Genomic DNA, 15517 nt, shown 5'->3' with positions numbered 1-15517 from the left:
CGCGGGTCGTGAGTGGGAAACCGGGTCAGAACACCGTTTCTCACTCACGACCGGCCGCGGCGGAAGGCTTGAGGTCCCAGGTCAGGGTGACCACCGTGCCGCCCTCGCCGGAGGCGATGTCCGCGCGGTCCGCGCTCGCGCGCAGCAGCAGCAACCCGCGGCCCCGCGGGGAGACCGGGCGCGGGTCGACCACCGGGGTGCGCCACTGGCCGTGGTCGCTGATCACCACTTCGATCCGGTCCTCGTGCGCCCGCGCGTCCAGGTCGACCACGCCGGGGCCCGCGCCGTCGTAGGCGTGGTCGGCCACGTTCGCCAGTGCTTCGTAGGCGGCCAGCACGATGTCGCGCGCCCGGGCCTCGTCGACGCCCGCCGCCAGCACCCACGCCATCAGGTCGTGGCGGAGCCGCCGCAGTGCCTCGGGGGCCGCTTCGACGCCGTGGCGGCGGAACGACCCGGCGGGTTCGTGCATCGGGGCTCGCCCTTCTTCCGTACCGGGGGCCGTCATCCGAGCGCTTCGCCGACCGTCGGGTGGACGCTGATCCACGTGTCGAGGCCGGTCGTCTTGAGCGGGCCGGACGTCACCGGGGAATCGCTCACCACCCGCAGCGCGCGCTCGGCCAGCCTGCGGTGCGCCGAGGCGAGCACCTGCAGGCCCGCCGAGCAGAAGAACGTCACCGACCGCAGGTCGACCACCAGCGTCTCCGGACCCTCGGCCAGCACCGCGTCGACGACTTCCTCGAACTCCGGCGCGCTGAGCAGATCGATCTCCCCCGCCACGCCCAGCACGGCGGCCCGGCCCCGCCAGTCGAGCGTGACCGCCAGGTCGGTGGCGGGGAGATCCCGGGAGGAAGGCGTCACGGCCCCTTATGGTGCACCACTCCCGGGCAAACGGCTACCGGTGCGGGAGCTGCACGACGGTGACCCAGAAGTCGTCGATCTTCCGGACCACTTCGATGAACTTCTCGAAGTCGACCGGTTTGGTGACGTAGGCGTTGGCGTGCAGCTCGTAGCTGCGCACGATGTCCTCCTCCGCCTCGGACGTCGTCAGCACGACGACCGGGATCGTGCGCAGGTCCGGGTCCCGCTTGATCTCCCCGAGCACCTCCCGCCCGTCCTTGCGGGGCAGGTTGAGGTCGAGCAGGATCAGCCCGGGCCGCGGCGCTTCCCGGAACCGGCCCTCGCGGTTGAGGAACTCGAGCGCCTCGACACCGTCGGCCGCGATGTGCAGCGCGTTGCGGATCTTGTGGTGCTCGAACGCTTCCTGCGTCATCAGCACGTCGCCGGGGTCGTCCTCGACGAGCAGGATGTCGATCGGAGCAGGTGCCTGCGTCATGCTTCCCCATTGTCCGCTCGGGCCGGCAAGGTGAACCGGAAGGTCGTTTCGGTGGCTTCGGTGTCGAGCCAGATCCGGCCGCCGTGGTATTCGACGATCCGGCGGCACAGGGCGAGACCGATGCCGGTGCCCGGGTAGGCGGACCTCGTGTGCAGGCGCTGGAACAGCGCGAACACCCGTTCGGCGTACTCCGCGTCGATGCCGATCCCGTTGTCCGACACCGAGAACACCCAGTCGCCGCCGTCGCGCTCGGCGGTGACCCGCACCTCCGGCGGCGCCTCGCCCTTGAACTTCAGCGCGTTGCCGATCAGGTTCTGGAACACCGCCGTCATCAGCGCCGGTTCGACGCGCACCTCGGGCAGGTCGACGTGGGCGACCTTGCCGCCGCTCAGCGAGAGCGCGACCTCCAGGTTCGCCAGCGCGTCGTCGACCAGCCGGTCCGCGCCGACGAGGACGTGCTCGCCCGGTTTGCGGCCGACCCGCGAGAACGCGAGCAGGTCGTTGATGAGGACCTGCATCCGCTTCGCGCCGTCGACGGCGAACTCGATGTACTGGTCGCCGCGCTCGTCGAGCAGGCCCTGGTAGCGCCGCTGGAGCAGCTGGCAGAAGCTGGCCACCTTCCGCAGCGGTTCCTGCAAGTCGTGCGAAGCGACGTAGGCGAACTGCTCCAGATCGGCGTTGGACCGCTCCAGCTCGCGCGTGCGCTTGTCGAGCAGCGCGTGCGCGCGCTCCAGCTCGGCGACCTCGTCGAGGATGCGCTGCCGCATGGCTTCGACGTCGGCGCCGAGCTGCGCGATCTCCCGCGGCCCGCTGCCGTGCACCGGGTGGTGGACGTCCTGGTCGGCGACCTGCCGGACCTCGCCGGCCAGGTCGAGGATCGGCCGGGTGATGACCCGCCGCAGCCCGATGGACAGCACCGTGAACAGCACCACGAGCAGCGCGGCGATGGCGACGAGCATCGCGGTCAGCAGGTCCGCCGCGGCGTCGAGCTGGGCGCGCCCGGCGTCGCGGACGGCGGAGAGGTGGTCGAGCTGGGCGGTCATCGCGGCGCGCACCGCGTCGAACTGCTCCCGGCCGCGCTCGACCTCGGCCGGCGTCACGACCGGCGCGCCCGGCAGGAGGGTGGGCGCGGCGGTGGCCTGCCACGTCTGGGCCGCCCGCAGCACGGCGTCGAGGTCGTCGCCGAGCTCGGTGCCCGGGACCACGCCGGACTGCCGCAGCTGGCCGACGGCGTCGGCCTGGGCCCGGACGCCGTCGGTGTAGGGCGTGAGGAAGTCCGGCTGCCGGCCGAGCTGGTAGCCGCGGACGCCGGTTTCCTGGTTCAGCAGCGCCGTCGACAGCTGGAGGGCGGCCAGCCGCTGCGGGCCGATCACGTCGAGCAGGCGGTTGCGGGCGTCGGTGAGGTTGTTGAGCGCGATCCCGCCGCCGATCAGCGCGGCCAGGAGCAGGACGGTTTCGGCGACGGCGAGCAGGGTCAGCCAGCGGCCGATCGACCAGCCCCGTGCGTCAGCGGTCATCGGGCTGGCTCCCCGGGGTCGTGGCTGAGCAGGGCGAGGGCGACGTCGTCGTCGAGCGGGCCGGAGTTGAACCGCTCGGCGCGGGCGATCAGTTCGTCGAGCAGGTCGGTGCCGTCGAGCCCGCCGCGGTGCAGGATGTCGAGCACGAGCTCGGCCATCCGCTCGTGGCCCAGCCGTTCGGACCCGGCGCCGACGCGGCCCTCGAAGACGCCGTCGGTGTAGAGCAGCAGCGACCACCCCGGTTCCAGCTGGACGTCGAGGGAGTCCCACTTCGCGCCCTCGACGATGCCGAGCGGGACGCCGACGCGCCCGCCGTCGAGCAGGTGCCCGTCGCCGGGGGTGAGCAGCAGCGGCGGCAGGTGCCCGGCCAGCGACAGGCGCAAGGATCTTCGGTCCGGCGCGACGACGACCATGCAGACGGTCGCGAACAGCGGCTCGATCCGCTCGTTCACCAGTACCCGCTCGACCATGCTCAGCACGTCGGCCATCGGCAGGCCGGCCATCACGAGCGAGCGCCACGCGATCCGCAGCGCGACGCCGAGCGCGGCTTCGTCCGGGCCGTGGCCGCAGACGTCGCCGATCATCATGTGCACGCTGCCGTCGGCGAGCTCGACGGCGTCGTAGAAGTCGCCGCCCAGCAGGGAGCCGTTGCGGCCGGGGCGGTAGCGGGAGGCGAGGTCGAGGTGCGGGTCGCGCAGCAGCGGGACGGGCAGCAGGCCGCGTTCGAGCCGCGCGTTCTCCCGGGCGAGCAGCTGCTGCTGGAGGAACTGCTGCTCGACCTGCTCGGCGCGCTTGCGTTCACGGGCGAAGCGCAGCGCCTTCACCAGCAGCGGCCCGTCCACCTGGTCCTTGACGAGGTAGTCCTGCGCGCCGGCGGCGACCGCGGCGACGCCGGTGGCCTGGTCGTGCTGCCCGGTCAGGACGACCACGGCGACCCCGGGCGCGTGCTGGACGAGCTTCGTCAGCCCGCTGAGGCCCATCGCGTCGGGCAGCTGGAGGTCGAGCACGACGCAGTCGGCCGTGAGCGGGGCGACCAGCGCGGCGGCGAGCGTTTCGACGCGTTCGAGCGAGAACGGCACGGACGTGTCCGCCAGCATCTCCTCGACCAGCAGCGCGTCGCCGTCGTCGTCCTCGATCAGCAGCACCCGCAGGCGGGTGCCGGGATTCCACGATGAGTCGTGCGCGGCGGTCACCGGCTTCTCCCGTTCGGCTGCCCTCGAGCCAGCACATCCAGACGATCAACCCTAGCGGCACCGGCGCCGGCCCACTACGGCCGCGGAACCGGTCTCACCGGGGTAGCGCTTTATAGCACCCCGATGCGACACCGGGTGGGTAACGGTTCGGTTCGTGGCCGTGCCGGATCCGGGCTCGCCCGGCCTACGCTCCGGGCGTGCCCGCGTCCCGAGCCGCTTTCGCCTGGTGGGGAGCCACCGCGTGCTGGCTCCTCGGCTCCCTGCTGGGCGGCCGGCGCACCCCGGTGGAGGCGGCTCTGCCGATGCCGGTCGTGGTGCTGGCGTACGTGCTTTGCGCGGGGCTTTTCGCGCTTCTGGTGTACGGCGTGCACCGCGGGGTCAAGGGGATGCGGACGGCGCTGGCGGTCGTGGGCGCGCTCGGCATCGTGGACCTGGTGGTGCAGCTGGTCGGCGACGTCGTGACGCGCTCCTACGGGCACGGCGCGTTCTTCCTGGCCGCGCTGGTCCTTTCGGGCGCGGGCTTCGTCCTGCTGTTCAGGCCCTCGTGAGTGTTCAGGAGGGCCGAGGCGGTGCAGCAGGTCCGCCTTCGTGGCGGGCAAGGAGCGGTAGCCGACCAGCCTGCCGTCGGACTCCAGGCGGGTGAGCTCGCCGAGTGCCGCCGCCAGACCGTCCACCATGGACAGTGCGACCGCGCGGTCGAGCGCCACCACCGGGGACGGCCCCAAGCCCAGCGCGTGCGGTGCCGCGATCGCCGCCTGGACGCTGAACCGCCCCGGCGGCCCGCTCTTGAGCGCTTCGACGACGAGCCGGTCGGCCTCGGCGATCGACGCGGTGTCCCAGCGGGTGCGGTCCTGCTCCGCCAACCGCAGCAACCGGCCCGTGCCGTCGGTCCGGGTCGTGCGGCGGGCCTGGTGGACGAGCAGGAGCGCCAGCAGGCCGGCGACCTCGGTGTCGGCCGGCAGCAGGGCCCGCAGCATCCGCGCCAGGTCGAGGGCGCGGCCGGTCAGCTCGTCGCGGACCAGGCCGGTGCCGGTGGACGCGGTGTGCCCGGCCGAGAACAGCAGGTGGACGACGGTCAGCACGACCGACACCCGCGCGGGCAGGTCCGCGGCCGACGGCACCGCGTACGGGATGCTCGCGGCCGCGATCTTCTTCTTCGCCCGCGTGATCCGCGCGGCCATCGTCGGCTCCGGCACCAGGAACGCGTGCGCGATGTCGGCGGTCGCCACCCCGCACACCAGCCGCAGCGTCAGCGCGATCTGGGCCTCCTGCGCGAGCGCCGGGTGGCAGCAGGTGAAGACGAGCCGCAGGCGGTCGTCCGGGATCGGGCCGGCCGGCTCCGGCGGCTCGGTCGCCTCGGGCTCGACCAGCAGCGGCAGCTTGCGCCGCAGCACTTCCCGGTGCCGGACGCCGTTGAGCGCGGTCCGGCGCGCGACCGTGGTCAGCCACGCGCCGGGCCGGTCCGGGACGCCGTCGCGCGCCCGGCGCTGCAGCGCCTGCAGGCAGGCGTCCTGCACGGCCTCCTCGGCCTCGTCGAGGTCGCGGGTGACCCGCACCGCCGCGGCGACGGCGTCCGCGGCGGGACGCAGTCCGGCACCACCTGGAAGTCGATCAGCGGCCGGACCTCGACGCCGCCCTCGGCGACCGGCGTCAGCTTCGCGCAGGCGAGCGCGTGGACGAGGTCGTGGGCCTCGAGCAGGTACACCCCGGCCAGCACCTCCCTGGTCTCCACGAACGGCCCGTCGGTGACGAGGTCGCCGCGGAGGGCGGTGGCCGTCTCGTCGGGCTGCAGCGCCAAGCCCGCGGTCACCTTCCCGCCCGGCTCGCCGATCCGGTCCGGCAGCCCGATGTGCCGGTCCACGATCTCCTTCGGCAAGTCCGTTCCTCTCGTCGTGGTCCTTTCCTACCCCGTCACGCGAGAGTCGGCGAAATCGACAGCTCGGAACAACGGACGTCCGGAGTTCGTCTCGGCGACGTACGCGTGCCGGCCGGTCAGCGCGCGGCCAAGGTGACGGCGAACGTGTTGCCGTCGCCTTGGAACAGCGAACTCAGGTACGCGGTGAACGTGCCGCAGCCGGTCAGCGCCGGGATCGCGAACCCGCCGGTCACCGGGCCGCCGGTGGCGAGCGCGAAGCCGGTGCCCGTGCGCAGGTCCACCGAGATCGGTGCGCTCGCCCGGCAGCCCGCGTCGGCGACCGGCAGGCCGAACAGCGTCACCTGCGGCACCGCCAGCGCGAGGTTCGCGTGCGCGACGAACCCGTCCCCGGTGAGTTCGCCGGTCTGCGGGCCGTCGGGGGTGAACCGCAGATCCGCCGTCCCGGGGACGAACCCGAAGACCTTGAACTCCGCCTTCGCCGGGTCGAACGCCGCGGCGAAGCCCGGGACGGCGAACGACCCGGTGAGCGGCGCCGTCGCCCCCAGGGCCTTGAGCGTCGTCGAGCCGGTCACGCCGTAGTCGTGCCGGGTCTGCGTGCTGCCGAGGTCGAAGCTCAGCAGCACCGGGTCCTGGCCGGCGTCGAGCGTGCAGTCCGAGGTGAACGAGCCGAGCCCGGTGAACGACCCGTCGGCCTTCTTCGGCGTGAGGCGCGTGCTGAAGCCGCCGATCGTCAGCGCGGTCTTGCCCGCGTTCGGCAGCTGCACCGGCGGGACCGAGCCGGTCGCCGGCGTGGTGAACGGCCCCGACGACGGCACCGCCGTCTTCGCCACCGTGAGCGGCAGGGCCAGCGGCAGCGTCAGCGGGCCGTTGGTCAGCGTCACCCCTGCGGACGCCGTCCCTTCGATGCTCGCCGCGCCGACCAGTGCCAGGCCGCGGGTGGACTTGTCGGGCACGGTCACCGAGACCGCGAGGTCCGCCGTGGTGAACGTGCCCCCCGGCGCGGACGGGACGTCGAACGCTGCCTTGATCTCGACGTCCAGCTTCTGCCGCCCGATCAACGGGAACGGGCAGGTGTAGCTCAGCTTCTTGGTGATCGGCGTCGACGCGTGCGCGGGCACGGCCGCGAGCGGCAGCACCAGGCAGGCGAGGGCCGCCGCGAGCAACGACCGGGCTTTCCGCACGGGCTCTCCCTTCGAGGGCATGGCACCGGCCCCCGCCGCGGCGCGACGGGGGCCGGCAGTTCGGGTCACTTCTTGGCGAGCACCAGGTCCAGCGAGTTGCCGTCGCTCTTGGCGAACGCGCTGATGTAGTCGTTGAACGCGCCGCAGTTCTGCAGCGCGGACAGCGAGTAGGTGCCCGAGAGCTTCCCGCCCTTGAGCAGGTCGAAGTCGGGGCCGGTGGTCATCTCGCTGGTCGATGGGCTGACCGTGCCGCACTTCGGGTCGCTGCTGATCGGGAAGCCGAACAGGTTGACCTGCGTGAGGAACGTGTCGAACTTGATGTGCGCCTTGAAACCGGTGCCGACGAGTTCACCGGTCTGCGGGCCGTTCTGCACGACCTTGACGTCCGAGCTGCCCGGCAGGAAGCCGAGGAGCTTGAAGTCGGTGTGCGTCGGGTCCAGCTTCAGGTCGCCGACGAACGTTTTGGCCGACAGGTTGACGTCGGCGTCGAACGAACCCTTGATCGGCGCGGTGCTGCCGAGGGACTTCAGCGCGGTCTGGCCGGTGATGCCGAAGGAGTACTTGATGCCGCCGCCCGGCGGGGTCGTGGTGGGCGGCGTGGTCACCGGCGGGGTGGTGGTCGGGGGCGTGGTCACCGGCGGGGTCGTGGTCGGCGGGGTCGTGCCGCCACCGCCCGCGATGGTGATCGTGGCCAGGGTGTTGTTCTGGCCGGCGTCCTGCGTGCAGGGCGCGTCGATGGTGCCGTCCGGCGTGATGCCGGTGACCGAGCCGTCGGCCTTGCGCGGGGTGACCTTGAGGTTCAGGTCGCCGACGGTGATCTTCGCCTGCCCGGGCTGGGTGAACGTCAGCGACGGCGTCTTGCCCGACGCGTTGATGTTCAGCTCACCCGAAGCCGGGATGTTCGTCTTCTCCAGCGTGATCGGGACGTTCACCGGCAGGTTGAGGCTCGGCGCGGCGACGGTCGCGGCCGCCGTCGCGGTGCCCTCGATCGTCGTGGCACCGATCAGGCTGAGGCCGGCGACGGTGTCCGCGTTGATCGTGGACACGGCCTTGATGTCGAACGCGCCGGTCGGCTGGCCGGTGTTGACGGTGGTCGGCAGATCGGTGTTGATCACCACCTTCAGCGACTGCGAACCCACCAGCGGGAGCGTGCAGTGGTAGTTCAGCGTCAGCGAGATCGGGTCGGCGGCACTGGTCTGCGCCCCGAGCACGAGTGCCGTGGCGACCAGCCCCACCGCCGCCGTGGCCGCGGCGGCCGCGACCGTCTTCTTCTTGCCTCTTGGGTGACTCACGATGGTCCTTCCGTGTATCAACAGTGATACGAAACGGCGCGCACATTCTGCGAGAATCGCGACCGACCGTAAGCTAACGAGCGCGGATGGCGGCAATCAAGAGCTTTTGGTGAAAACGCCACGCCACACCCGCAAATTGTCACACGGGCACGTCGGCCGGGCCGGGTTCCTAGCAGACGGAGGAAGGTTTCCCCAGCACAGCGCCGTCACCGAACCGCTGACGCACGTGACAAGTCCCCGCCGCCGAATGTTGACGGAGGTGCCAACCGGTCATTCTCTCCTTGCTCGCGGACAACCGCGCCGCGTAGCTTCGAAACCCATGAAAAGAATGCACAGCGCGGTGCTCGCAATGGCGGCGGCCGCACTTCTGTCGTGCGCCGCCTGTGGCTCGGACGCCCCGGCGGCCGACCCCGGCCGCCACGCCGACCCCGCGGCGCTCGCCTGGGTCGACAAGGTGTGCACCGGGGTGGCGGCGGGCTCGGCGAAGCTTTCGCAGCCACCGGCGGTCGACAGCGCCGACCCGGTGAAGACCCGCGACGCGATGGTCGACTTCCTGAGCAGGCTCGGCTCCGCCCTCGACGACATGGCGGGCGGCATCCGCGGCGCCGGCGTCCCGCCCGTCCCGGATGGACAGTCCGCAGTGGACAAGGCCACCGGCAACCTCACCGCGACCAAGACCAAGGTCGGCGAGACGAAGGCCAAGATGGAGCAGGCGAAGGTCACCGACGACGCCAGCCTGCGGAAGGTCATCTCCGAAGCCGACGCCACCATGGGGCAGCTCGCCGACCCGGAGGGCCCGATCAAGGACCTCAAGGCCAACCCCGAGCTGGACCTGGCCTTCAGCGAGTCCGCGACCTGCAAGCGCGTCTACGGGAGCGGCGCGTGAGCGCCCGCCGCGGACTCGCCGCGCTGGTGGCGCTGGTCCTCGCGACGGCGCTCGCCCCCGCCGCTTCGGCGGCCCCCGCGCCCGCGGCCGGGACCGGGCCGGCCGACGACTCCTTCTACACGCCGCCGTCCCCGCTGCCTGCGGGCAAGCCGGGCGACGTGCTCCGCTGGCGCCCGTCGAACGCGGGCCCGCGCAAGGCGTCGGTCGACGCGTGGCAGGTGATGTACCTGTCGACGAACGCGCTCGGGCAGCCCGACGCGGTCACCGGCACCGTGCTGGTGCCGAAGACCGCGAACCGCGCCACCGCCCCGATCGTCTCGTTCGACCCGGGCACGCACGGCCCCGCGTTCGCGTGCACGCCGTCGAAGATGATCGACATCGGCGCGTTCTACGAGCAGCCCGGCCTCGACGACCTGCTCGACGCGGGCTACGCCGTCACCGTCCCGGACTACGAGGGCTACCAGAGCACGCCGAAGACGACCTACGTCGTGGGCCGCGCCGAAGGTCCGGCGGTGATCGACGGCGTCCGCGCGGCTCAGCGGCTCACCGCGGCCGGGCTGTCCCCGGCGGCGAAGGTCGTCTTCCGCGGCTACTCCCAGGGCGGCGGCGCCGCGGCGTGGGCCGGCGAGCTGCAGCCGGCGTACGCACCCGAGCTGAACCTCGTCGGGATCGCGGCCGGCGGGGTGCCCGCGGACCTGGTCCAGGTGACGCTGCAGCTCGACGGGAAGTTCGGGTTCGGCGTGTTCGCCTACGCACTGGTGGGCCTCGACCAGGCCTACCCCGAGCTGCAGCTCGACTCGTTCCTCAGCGACAACGGCCGCGCGAAGCTCGCCGAAATGAAGCAGAGCGCATGCACGTTCGAGCTGCTCACGACGTACGCGAACCAGAAGATCGCGGACTACACGACCGGCCCGGGCTACATCAAGCCCGCGTGGGTGGCCCGGCTGAACGAGAACAAGCTCGGCGGCACCCCGCCGAAGGTGCCGGTGTTCCAGTACCACGGCACCGGCGACCAGCTGGTGCAGTTCGCGCAGGCCGACGCGCTGCACAAGGCGTACTGCGCGGCCGGTGTCGCCGAGACGTGGAAGACCTACGACACCGACCACATCACGCTGGTCTACACCGGCAACGCCGACGTCCTGGCCTTCGTCAAGGACCGGATCGACGGCAAGCCGGCGAGCTCGAACTGCTGATCAGCGGGTGCGCCCGCCGTGCGGGCGCTGCTGCCACGAGCTGATCACCGAGCTGACGTATTCGCGCCACTGGTCCTGCTGGTCCGGCGGTGGCGGCGCCGTCGTCGCGGGACCCGCGGGTTTGCGGCCCGCGACGGCGGGCGCGCTCGGCTTCCTGGCCGGGGAGTCGTGCACCTCCGCGGTGAGCGGCGGCGCTTCGGCGGACGCGCTCATCGTCTCCACCGCCTCGCTGGAGGTCGGCGGCGGAACGGGGGCGCCGGCCCCGGGCGGCGGCACGGCCGTCCCGCCGACCTGGTGCGGCTGGAACAGCACGACGGCGGCCAGCCCGAGCGCGACGACCCCGCCGGCGGCGAGGATGAACGGCTTGGTCCGGCGCGAGGTGTCGGCGGGCGGAGCGTCCTGCGGGCGCTCGTCCGCGGGCTCCGGCGCCGCCAGTTCGGCGTCGAGGATGGCGAGCGGGTCGGGCTTGGTCTCCGGTTCTGGCGCGGGCTCCTCGGCGAGCTTCGCGTCGAGGTCACCGCGGATCATCAGCGGCCTCGTCTGCGAGAGGTCCACCAGTTCGGCGACCGAGGGCAGCTCGCTCCCCTCGCCCTTGCGTGCCATCGAAAGACCTCCACCCTGTCGGCGTCACCTGGAGGAACCATGCCCGAGCCGCGAGAGCTGCTCCGCTTCGCCGTCGTCGGCTTGGCCGCGTACGGGGTCACCCTACTGGGCGACTACAGCCTGAAGCTCACCGTGTTCCGGGAGAAGCCGGTGACGGCGCTCGCGCTCGCCACGATCGCCTCGACGGCGTTCGCCTACCTGCTGTCGCGCCGCTGGTCGTTCGCCGGCCGCGGCGGCCACCAGCGGCTGCGCGAGGCGACGCTGTTCTTCGTGGTCAACGCGGGTGCGGTGGCCGTGAACCTGGTGCCGCCGCTGGTGTCGCGGTACGTGCTGCGGCTGGAGGAGCCGCACGTGGGCTTCCTGGCGCAGGAGATCGCGGACTTCGTCGCGGGGATGGTGCTGGGCACGCTGTGCGGGACGGCGTTCCGCTGGTACGGCTACCGGCGGTGGGTCTTCCCGCGGTCAGCGCCACCAGTTGGCGTCCCCCAGTTCGGTGAACCCGAGCTTGTCGTAGAGCGACTTCCCGGCCCGGGCCGCGGTCAGCGTGACGGGACGGTCCTCGAAGTGCCGTAGGACGGCGTGCATGAGCGCCCGCCCGACGTCCTTCGAGCGGTGTTCCGGCAGTGTGGTGACCCAGTAGACGCCGCCGACGCCGCCGTGATCCATGGTGACGCAGGCGCCTTCGCCGCCCTTGACGAAGACGGCTTGGTCCAGGAGCACGTGGGGGAAGACCGTGCCGGGTTCGAGGGGCTGGTACTCCTCCAGCGGGAAGCCGTCGACGACGACAGCTTCGGCCACGGCCAGCTCCGCGGCGGTCCGGACGCGGGTGACGGTCCTTTCGTCCGGCACGGGCGCGGGTTCGCGGACCATGACCGGCAGCCGCCCCGCGGTCATCCCGAGGTGGTGGAGCTCGAGCACGCGGAAGGGATCCTCGACCACGACGGCCCGGCCCTCGGCCCGCTTGACCCGGGCGAGTTCGGTGAGCTCCCGGGTGGTGTCCCCGTCCGGCTCACCGGTGCGCAGCATGATCCGGAACCGGCGGCCGTCGATCGCGGCGAAGCCGGGGCGTTCGAGGACCCCGTCCCCGCGAGCCCGGGCCAGCGCGGTCCACATCGCGACGGCGTTGCCGCCGGCCTGCCGCAGCCGCTCGGTGCGCGATCCGGTCATGCCGGGAGCTTAGGACCGGCGTGGCCCCTTCCCCAGAGCCAATCCCCGCGTCCCGGACCAGGCCACTCGGGGCGGGGACGTCATGAACGAGTCGTTCACCACGCCTGACGGCAGGAAAGAGTCGTTCATGACGTCTCGCCAGTCGCGGCCCGGCAACGCCCGCTCCGCCAGCGGGCTAACTCCAGCCGCAGACGCTCCCCTGGGCCCAGCCCAGCCCCGCGCCCCGCGCCAGACCACTCGGCGCGGCGACGTCATGAACGAGTCGTTCACCACGCCTGACCACAGGAAAGAGTCGTTCATGACGTCTCGCCATTCGCGGCCCGGCAACGCCCGCTCCGCCAGCGGGCCAGATCCAGCCGCAGGCGCTCTCCCGGGTCCGCCCCAGCCCCGCGCCAGACCACTCGGCGCGACAACGTCATGAACGAGTCGTTCACCACGCCTGACGACAGGAAAGAGTCGTTCATGACGTCTCGCCAGTCGCGGTCCGGGAGAGCCCGCTCCGCCACCAGCGCCAGCTCCATCCGCAGCCGCTCCCCCGGATCCGACCCAGCACCAATCCCGCGCCCCGGACCAAGCCATCCGGCGCGGCAAGCACCGCGTCAGTCGCGACCCGGCAACGCCCGCTCCGCCAACAGCGCCAACTCCAGCCGCAGGCGCTCGCCCGGGTCGTCCAGGCGCGCTCCGAACAGCTCCGACAGCTTCTTCAAGCGGGCCCGGATCGTCTGCGGGTGCAGGTCGAGCAGGCGGCCCAGCTCCGGGGCGCTCCCCCGGGTCTGGACCAGCGCCAGCAACGTCTCCGCCAGCTGCTCGCGGCGGCGTCCGGACAGGCTCGACAGCGGCTCCAGCGTCGTCTCCGCGAGCTGCGCCACCAGGAACTCGTCCGCCAGCAGGAGCAGCGTCGTCACGTGGTCGCGGCACCAGACCACCGGGCCCGGCGCGTCCAGCAGGCCGCGCGCCGCCAGATCGACCGCGCGGCGGGCCACCCGGAACGACTCCGGGGCCGACGCCACCGGCACCAGCGGGCCCACCGCCGCCGTCCAGCCCGCCGGGAGGGCCGACAGCCCGGCCAGGTCCGTGTCCGGGGCCGAGGTCAGCGCGGCCGGCGGGTCGCCCGACGGGTCGGCCGGGACGTGCTCGGGCAGCAGGCCCGGCGGGAACTCCGGGGCACCCGGCAGCGCCCGGAACGCCACCGCCGCCACGCGCGACGGCGCCGGCAGCCCGGACGCGGCGACCAGACCGTCCACTTCGGCCGGTGTGCGGCCGCCCAGGAGGGCGCGCAGCACGCGGCGGTGGCGTTCGCCGGTGCCGGACACCGCCGCTTCGGCCGCGCTGTAGCCCTCCGCGACCGCCGCCATCGACGTCTCGACGTCGGCGAACATGCCCTCGGCCGCGCCGTACAGGACGTCGCCGGACAGGCCCGCTTCCCGTGCGGTGTCGGCGATCCACCGCCACGTCACGCGGCTCGACACGCGCACGGCCGCCTGCACGGCCTCGCGGCTCAGGCCATTGTGGAACGCCGCGCGCCCGTGCCCGCGGAACTCGGCGAGCCGGTCGGCCTGCCACATCGCGGGCGTGCCGACGCGGTCGATGTCGCGCTCGATCCCGCGCCGCGTCTGCTCGATCGCGGCGACGCGCGCCGGGCCGGGGGCGAAACTCCCGGAATATTCCGGAACCTCGGCGGCGATGGCGTCCACGCAGGCCCGGGCGATCTCCGGGATCCGCGGGCGCACGACGTCGCCGAGTTCGTGCGGCAGGCGGGCCCACACGGAGCCGTCCGAGGCAGCGGGAACGCGCATGGGGAATTCAGTCCTCCACTGGGAATTGGCGCCTCAGAAATAACCCCGCCACCTGACACGGAGCGTAGAACGCCCACCCGTCCGTGTCAAAAGGACGGGTGCGCGTCACCCTTTCAGGGAACCAGTCGTTGATTATTCAGTCACGCACCGGTCGGATACGCTCAGCCGACACCGGACTCGAAGGGGGATTGGTGGTCGAGTACCGCAGCTTCCGCCTGCTGGCTTCGCTGCCACGCGCGCTCGGCGCGGGCCTGCGCCCGCACGTCGGGCACGCCGCGGCCGCGATGATCCAGGAGGTCCAGCGCACGGTCCCGGCCTACGGCCAGCCGCTCAAGGGCGTCTTCGGGAAGGTCCTGGTCAAGAGCGTCGAGTACGCGGTGCAGCACTGCGTCGACTCGATGGGCGAGCCGGCCCTGTCCCACGACCACTGGATCGAGTTCTACCGCGGCCGCGGCCGGATCGAGTTCACCGAAGGCCGCAACCTCGACGCGCTGCAGGACAGCGCCACGCTCGGGGCCAGGGTGGCCTGGCGGGCGATGCACCCCGGCGTCGTCGCGGCGGGCGTCGACCCGGCCGTGATCTCGGTCGCGGCGGAGGCCATCTTCGCCTACGTCGACGAGCTGTGCGCCACCGCGATCGAGGGCTACCAGGAGGCGCAGGCGAAGGCCGAGGGCGCCGTCCCGGTCCGGCGGCGGCGCCTGCTGGAGCTGATCGTCCAGGCCCCGGAAGGCGCTGCGAGCAGCATCGCGGAGCTGGCCGGCGGCGCGGGCTGGCCCCTGCCGGAGACGGCGGCGATGGTCGCCCTCGAGCGCGGCCCGGACGCGGCCGACTTCCCCGCCGACCTGCTCGGCGACGGCGTCCTGGCCGATCTCGACGGCCCCGAGCCGCACCTGCTGACCCGCAACCCCGACGCGGAACTGACCCCGCTGGAGGCCAAGCTCGACGGCTGGCGCGCGGCGGTCTCCCCGACGGTGCCCCTGGCCGACGCCCCGGCCGCCCTGCGCACGGCCCGCCGCGCGCTGTCGCTGTCCGGCCCGGACACCCCGGGCCCGATCATCTGGTGCCGCGACCACCTGGCCACGCTCTGGTTGCTGGCCGAGGACTTCCTGGCCGCGGAGCTGGCCCGGCAAAGCCTCGACCCGTTCGCTTCGCTGACCGAGAAGCAGCGTGACCGGCTGGGCGAGACCCTGCTGGCCTGGCTGGAGACCCGCGGTGGCGCGCCGGAGATCGCCCAGCGCCTGGGGGTGCACCCGCAGACGGTCCGCAACCGCTTGCGCCAGCTGGAGGAGCTGTTCGGCGACCGGTTGAAGGACGCGGACGACCGCCTGGGCATGCAGCTGGCCTTGCGCGCGCAACGGCTGATGCGCGCCCACCGGCCCCCGGAGAGCTGAAGCACCCAGCACGCCTCGCCCGCGCAGGTGCTCAGCGGTTCCCCTGCGCAGCTCCCCGTGCGTGTGACGGCCCGCTCAGCACGCGGTCC

Annotated in this window: 16 protein-coding genes; 4 read left to right on the top strand and 12 right to left on the bottom strand. The window is 72.7% G+C overall.

Annotation, left to right across the window (positions count from 1 at the left end; all coding sequences use genetic code 11):
- Positions 1 to 40 precede the first annotated feature (40 nt).
- The 9 genes from MUY14_RS46380 to MUY14_RS46340 all read right to left on the bottom strand — a co-directional run bounded on the left by MUY14_RS46380 (position 41) and on the right by MUY14_RS46340 (position 8392).
- The gene (locus MUY14_RS46380) at positions 41 to 469 is read right to left on the bottom strand and encodes an ATP-binding protein (RefSeq protein WP_247019454.1); all 429 of its coding nucleotides are present in this window, start codon (positions 467 to 469) and stop codon (positions 41 to 43) included.
- Between the two features lie 32 nt (positions 470 to 501).
- Positions 502 to 858: an STAS domain-containing protein gene (locus MUY14_RS46375; protein WP_247019453.1), complete on the bottom strand. Its 357-nt coding sequence runs from the start codon at positions 856 to 858 to the stop codon at positions 502 to 504.
- Between the two features lie 34 nt (positions 859 to 892).
- On the bottom strand, positions 893 to 1333 hold the full coding sequence (locus MUY14_RS46370; RefSeq protein WP_247019452.1) for a response regulator: 441 nt from the start codon (positions 1331 to 1333) through the stop codon (positions 893 to 895).
- Positions 1330 to 2850 (bottom strand): ATP-binding protein, encoded by a 1521-nt coding sequence (locus MUY14_RS46365; protein WP_247019451.1) that lies wholly within the window; start codon positions 2848 to 2850, stop codon positions 1330 to 1332. The genes MUY14_RS46370 and MUY14_RS46365 overlap by 4 nt, the downstream gene beginning before the upstream one ends.
- The gene (locus MUY14_RS46360; RefSeq protein ID WP_247019450.1) at positions 2847 to 4043 is read right to left on the bottom strand and encodes a PP2C family protein-serine/threonine phosphatase; all 1197 of its coding nucleotides are present in this window, start codon (positions 4041 to 4043) and stop codon (positions 2847 to 2849) included. Before MUY14_RS46360 ends, MUY14_RS46365 begins: the two co-directional genes overlap by 4 nt.
- 110 nt (positions 4044 to 4153) lie before the next feature.
- A complete protein-coding gene (locus MUY14_RS46355) occupies positions 4154 to 5599 on the bottom strand; it encodes an RNA polymerase sigma factor (RefSeq protein ID WP_247019449.1) in 1446 nt (481 codons plus the stop codon).
- Positions 5485 to 5919 carry a YciI family protein gene (locus tag MUY14_RS46350; protein ID WP_247019447.1) on the bottom strand — a complete coding sequence of 145 codons (435 nt, stop codon included), beginning with the start codon at positions 5917 to 5919 and terminating at the stop codon, positions 5485 to 5487. Before MUY14_RS46350 ends, MUY14_RS46355 begins: the two co-directional genes overlap by 115 nt.
- A gap of 116 nt (positions 5920 to 6035) precedes the next feature.
- Complete coding sequence (locus tag MUY14_RS46345) at positions 6036 to 7100, bottom strand: DUF6801 domain-containing protein (RefSeq protein WP_247019445.1); 1065 nt, start codon at positions 7098 to 7100, stop codon at positions 6036 to 6038.
- Between the two features lie 65 nt (positions 7101 to 7165).
- Positions 7166 to 8392 (bottom strand): DUF6801 domain-containing protein, encoded by a 1227-nt coding sequence (locus MUY14_RS46340; protein WP_247019443.1) that lies wholly within the window; start codon positions 8390 to 8392, stop codon positions 7166 to 7168.
- Between the two features lie 319 nt (positions 8393 to 8711).
- On the opposite strand from MUY14_RS46340, the gene MUY14_RS46335 reads away from it, so the two are divergent.
- The gene (locus MUY14_RS46335; protein ID WP_247019441.1) at positions 8712 to 9278 is read left to right on the top strand and encodes a hypothetical protein; all 567 of its coding nucleotides are present in this window, start codon (positions 8712 to 8714) and stop codon (positions 9276 to 9278) included.
- Positions 9275 to 10471, top strand: coding sequence for a lipase family protein (locus MUY14_RS46330; protein WP_247019439.1), 1197 nt, complete (start codon positions 9275 to 9277; stop codon positions 10469 to 10471). Before MUY14_RS46335 ends, MUY14_RS46330 begins: the two co-directional genes overlap by 4 nt.
- Here the strand turns inward: MUY14_RS46330 and MUY14_RS46325 are convergent, their stop codons facing one another.
- Positions 10472 to 11074: a hypothetical protein gene (locus MUY14_RS46325; protein ID WP_247019438.1), complete on the bottom strand. Its 603-nt coding sequence runs from the start codon at positions 11072 to 11074 to the stop codon at positions 10472 to 10474.
- A gap of 39 nt (positions 11075 to 11113) precedes the next feature.
- On the opposite strand from MUY14_RS46325, the gene MUY14_RS46320 reads away from it, so the two are divergent.
- On the top strand, positions 11114 to 11647 hold the full coding sequence (locus tag MUY14_RS46320) for a GtrA family protein (RefSeq protein ID WP_247019437.1): 534 nt from the start codon (positions 11114 to 11116) through the stop codon (positions 11645 to 11647).
- On the opposite strand, the gene MUY14_RS46315 is transcribed toward MUY14_RS46320, so the two are convergent.
- Together MUY14_RS46315 and MUY14_RS46310 are read right to left on the bottom strand one after the other, a co-directional pair.
- Positions 11537 to 12241, bottom strand: a complete 705-nt coding sequence (locus MUY14_RS46315; protein ID WP_247019436.1) for a GNAT family N-acetyltransferase — start codon at positions 12239 to 12241, stop codon at positions 11537 to 11539. The genes MUY14_RS46320 and MUY14_RS46315 overlap by 111 nt on opposite strands.
- A 599-nt stretch (positions 12242 to 12840) precedes the next feature.
- On the bottom strand, positions 12841 to 14037 hold the full coding sequence (locus tag MUY14_RS46310; protein WP_247019435.1) for a helix-turn-helix domain-containing protein: 1197 nt from the start codon (positions 14035 to 14037) through the stop codon (positions 12841 to 12843).
- 188 nt (positions 14038 to 14225) lie between these two features.
- Here MUY14_RS46310 and MUY14_RS46305 point away from each other — a divergent pair, with 188 nt between their 5' ends.
- Positions 14226 to 15428, top strand: a complete 1203-nt coding sequence (locus tag MUY14_RS46305) for a PucR family transcriptional regulator (protein WP_396126672.1) — start codon at positions 14226 to 14228, stop codon at positions 15426 to 15428.
- Positions 15429 to 15517 lie beyond the last annotated feature (89 nt).

The sequence above is a fragment of the Amycolatopsis sp. FBCC-B4732 genome, from assembly GCF_023008405.1.
GTDB classification, from domain to species: domain Bacteria; phylum Actinomycetota; class Actinomycetes; order Mycobacteriales; family Pseudonocardiaceae; genus Amycolatopsis; species Amycolatopsis pretoriensis_A.
The sequence above is the reverse complement of the archived record's forward strand: the minus strand, read 5'-3'. Positions and strand labels throughout refer to the sequence as shown.